Raw genomic sequence first — 3,943 nt, 5'->3', positions numbered from 1 at the left:
TAGATATTCTCCTTATGTTATTTGGTGGTACTTTTAATATAACGAATATCTGCGTCTTTTAGAAGACACAAAGATAGGGTTGATGACATTTTAATTTTTGTCATCAACCCTATTTATTGTAGAACCAAAATAAAAAAGCAGCCTATTGCTAGGCTGCCCTGAATTTTTAATGTGAATTATAGTTTAACGATGTTAGTCGCTTGCTCTCCACGTTGTCCTTCTTCGATATCAAAAGAAACTTGTTGTCCTTCTTCTAAAGTTTTGAACCCATCACCTTGGATAGCTGAGAAATGTGCAAAAACATCTCCACCATTTTCGCGTTCGATAAATCCGAAACCTTTGTCTGCGTTAAACCATTTAACTGTACCTGTATTCATAAAAAATTTCCTCCATGTGTGCTCTATGCACGTTGTATTTGCAATATATCGTTTTAAAATTGTTGGATTTAATCTAAAATGAATAAAAAGCCAATTAATTTGTTAACTAATAATACTACAATTAATACTATAACATTGGATCTAGTAAATGTAAAGCTTTTTAACAAAATAGTTTTAACTTTTTATAATTCTGTTTCTAAGCTGTGTTTCTGACTGAAATAAGTGAAAACGCTTAACAAAAGACTTGAACAGGGATATAATATATTTATATAGGAATGTTCTAATGTTTTACGTTTCTTTATGTCAGCAATATTATTTAAACAAAATTTGAAAGGTTGGTAATTATGGGAACTATTAGGAATCACTCGACTGAAACTATTCGCAAAAGAAACCCGCACTTCTCTTCTTTAAAGACAACTGTTGAAACTGCCTTTTATTCAAATAATACACGAGAAATTACTTCTGTCAAAGAAGCGTATGAATTGGCCAAAAATGCACCGCAAACAATTGTATTAGATGCTACCGTTAAACATGCTGAGGAATTAGATTTGCCACAAGACGCAAATATTTTACTTGTAAATAATGGTGCTACAGTTGGTAGAACAGCACAAGCCCGACGAATCGTCGGTTTAGATTCAAAGGAAGATAAAGAACTCTTCCCTATTGTTCGTGAGGCAATTTACGATGCGAGCTTTAGACCCTTTATCAAAACGACGGGTATTGTTGGTTTAGATGAAGACTTTATGGTGCGCGCTCACATTACAATGCCTGAAAAAGAAAGTAATAATATGTATTCTTGGTTAATGAACTTCCAAATATTAAATGATACGTATGCAAATCGCTATCAAGATTCTAAGGAATATGATGAGAATGATATTTTTATCTTCTATGATCCTGATTGGTCTCATCCTGATTATCCTTTGGGCTTATCATATATTGATGCAAATCAAAATGTTGCCTGTATCTTAGGAATGAACTACTTTGGTGAAATTAAAAAAGGAACGCTAACGCTGGCATGGGCATCAGCACATCGTAATAACTATGTGGCTTGTCATGGTGGTTTGAAGAAATTTAAGTCAAAAGACATCGAAAATCATGTCGCTTCTTTCTTTGGACTGTCTGGCTCAGGGAAATCTACTTTAACTCATGCCAAACACGACGACAAATACGAAATAGAAGTTCTTCACGATGATGCGTTTATTATTAGTACTGAAGACGGTTCATCTGTAGCTTTAGAACCATCATACTTTGATAAAACGAGTGACTACCCTGCTGGACATGTGGAACAAGATTATTTTGTCACTGTTCAAAACGTTGGGGTTACATTAAATGAACATAATGAACGTGTGCTTGTCACAGAAGATATTCGAAATGGAAATGGCCGTACAGTTAAATCCAGATATTCAACACCTAACCGGGTTGATAAGATTGAAGATCCAATCAATGCTATCTATTGGATTATGAAAGATGACGCATTACCACCTTTAGTTAAAATAACGGATCCACTACTTGCATCAACATTTGGTTGTACTTTAGCTACAAAACGAACAAGTGCTGAGAATACAACAGATAGTTTAGACCAATTAGTTATTGAACCTTACGCAAATCCATTCCGGGCATATCCATTAGTAGAAGATTTTGACAAATTTAAGTCATTATTCGAAGACGGCGTAGATGCCTACATCATTAACACAGGTGAATTCCTTGGTGAAAAAGTAACTCCTGAAGATTCCCTCGGTGTTATTGAAGCAATTGTTGAAGGCAAAGGTGAATTTGAAAACTTTGGACCAATCAAAAGTTTCGAGTACCTTCCATTAGATAAGTTCCCTATTCCATTCGATGATCCTGAATATACAAAATTATTAAAAGCCAGAATGCAAGTTCGATTAGACTACATTCAAAATTACAACAAAGAAAATCCCGAAGATAGCTTACCTGAAGAAATTACTCAAGCACTAAAAGAGTTAGTTGATTCATTAGACTAGGATTTGAATCCCCCATTGTCATTAAATGGCAATGGGGATTTTTTTGTTAACGGGACTTGTCATCTAGTGACAAGGGAAATTGGACGGTTAACGGGACGGGTCATTTGGTGACAAGGGAAATTAAACGGTTAACGGGACAGGTCATTTGGTGACATAGGAAATTAGACGGTTAACGGGACACGTTATGGAGTGACACGGGAAATTAGACGGTTAACGGGACTGGTCATCTAGTGACAAGGGAAATTAGACGGTTAACGGGACAGGTCATGGAGTGACATGGGAGATTAGACGGTTAACAGGACTGGTCATGGAGTGACACGGGAAATTAGACAGCTAACGGGACGCGTCATTCTGTGACAGGGGAAATTGGAATCCCGCCCCCTCTTTCCCCATTCAAATTCATCTAAAATCCTATGATCGGTTAATATTTATGAATTATTTAAGAAGTTTAAGAAAAATGTAAGAGTTTTCAAGGTCATCTATTGACATTATCCTGTATTATAGTTAACATGAATGTAACGTTTGCGTAATATTTATGTAACAATACAATTTAAGAAAAGGAGCAATAGAAATGGAATTACAAAGAAAAATTTTAACATCGTCAATGAGTGCATTGGCGGTAGTAGCAGTATTAGGCGTTGCCTCACTGAATGTTCAGGCTCAACAAACAACTCATACAGTTGAAGCTGGGGAGTATCTATATAATATTTCTCCTCAATACGATGTGACAGTAGATGAATTGATTGAATGGAATAATTTATCATCAAATGATTTACAAATCGGAGATCAATTAATTGTTCAATCTCCTAATGAGGAAACTCCAGAAGAAGAGACTTCTTCTGAAATCACTGACGAAACGACTAATGAAGAGATTGATACTACGGTAGACGAAACACAAACCGTTCAACCTACTTCGGAAAATGGTCATTATTATGTAGTTAAACCAGGAGATTACTTATATAAAATTGCAAATCGCTTTGGAATCACAACTGAAGATTTAATAGAAGCTAATAACCTTGTAAGTAATAACCTTCAAATCGGTGATGTCTTATTCATACCTTCTGATTCTGCTGAAGAAGATGACGACGATAGTAACGAAGAAACGCCGTCTGAGACTTACTACACAGTTCAAGCAGGAGATTACTTATACAAAATCGCACAACAATTCGGAACGACTGTCGAAGCGATTAAAGATGCGAACGATTTAACTAACAATAACCTACAAATTGGGGACGTATTACTTATCCCGGACGGTTCTGAGGAAGATGACGAAGAAGAAACGCCGTCTGAAACTTATTACACAGTTCAAGCAGGAGATTACCTTTACAAAATCGCGCAACAATTCGGAACGACTGTCGAAGCGATTAAAGATGCGAACGAATTAATTAACAACAACCTACAAATTGGGGACGTATTACTTATCCCCGACGGTTCTGAAGATGACGACGATGAAGAAACGCCGTCTGAAACTTACTACACTGTTCAAGCAGGAGATTACCTTTACAAAATCGCGCAACAATTCGGAACGACTGTCGAAGCGATTAAAGATGCGAACGAATTAAATAACAACAACCTACAAAT

The 3,943-nt window shown here is 36.2% G+C and carries 3 protein-coding genes; 2 read left to right on the top strand and 1 reads right to left on the bottom strand.

The features are described 5' to 3' along the window. Nucleotides 1-176: 176 nt before the first annotated feature. Complete coding sequence (locus tag ACEN31_RS11080) at nt 177-377, bottom strand: cold-shock protein (protein ID WP_138405099.1); 201 nt, start codon at nt 375-377, stop codon at nt 177-179. A 344-nt stretch (nt 378-721) separates the two neighbouring features. On the opposite strand from ACEN31_RS11080, the gene ACEN31_RS11075 reads away from it, so the two are divergent. Together ACEN31_RS11075 and ACEN31_RS11070 are read left to right on the top strand one after the other, a co-directional pair. Then, a complete protein-coding gene (locus ACEN31_RS11075; protein ID WP_407109448.1) occupies nt 722-2,362 on the top strand; it encodes a phosphoenolpyruvate carboxykinase (ATP) in 1,641 nt (546 codons plus the stop codon). A 571-nt stretch (nt 2,363-2,933) separates the two neighbouring features. After that, the coding region (locus ACEN31_RS11070; RefSeq protein WP_407109447.1) for a LysM peptidoglycan-binding domain-containing protein at nt 2,934-3,943 on the top strand (1,010 nt) is incomplete at its 3' end.

It is taken from the genome of Ruoffia sp. FAM 26255 (genome assembly GCF_045528525.1).
Lineage (GTDB): Bacteria > Bacillota > Bacilli > Lactobacillales > Aerococcaceae > Ruoffia > Ruoffia tabacinasalis.
This window is presented reverse-complemented; position numbering and strand designations above follow the sequence as displayed.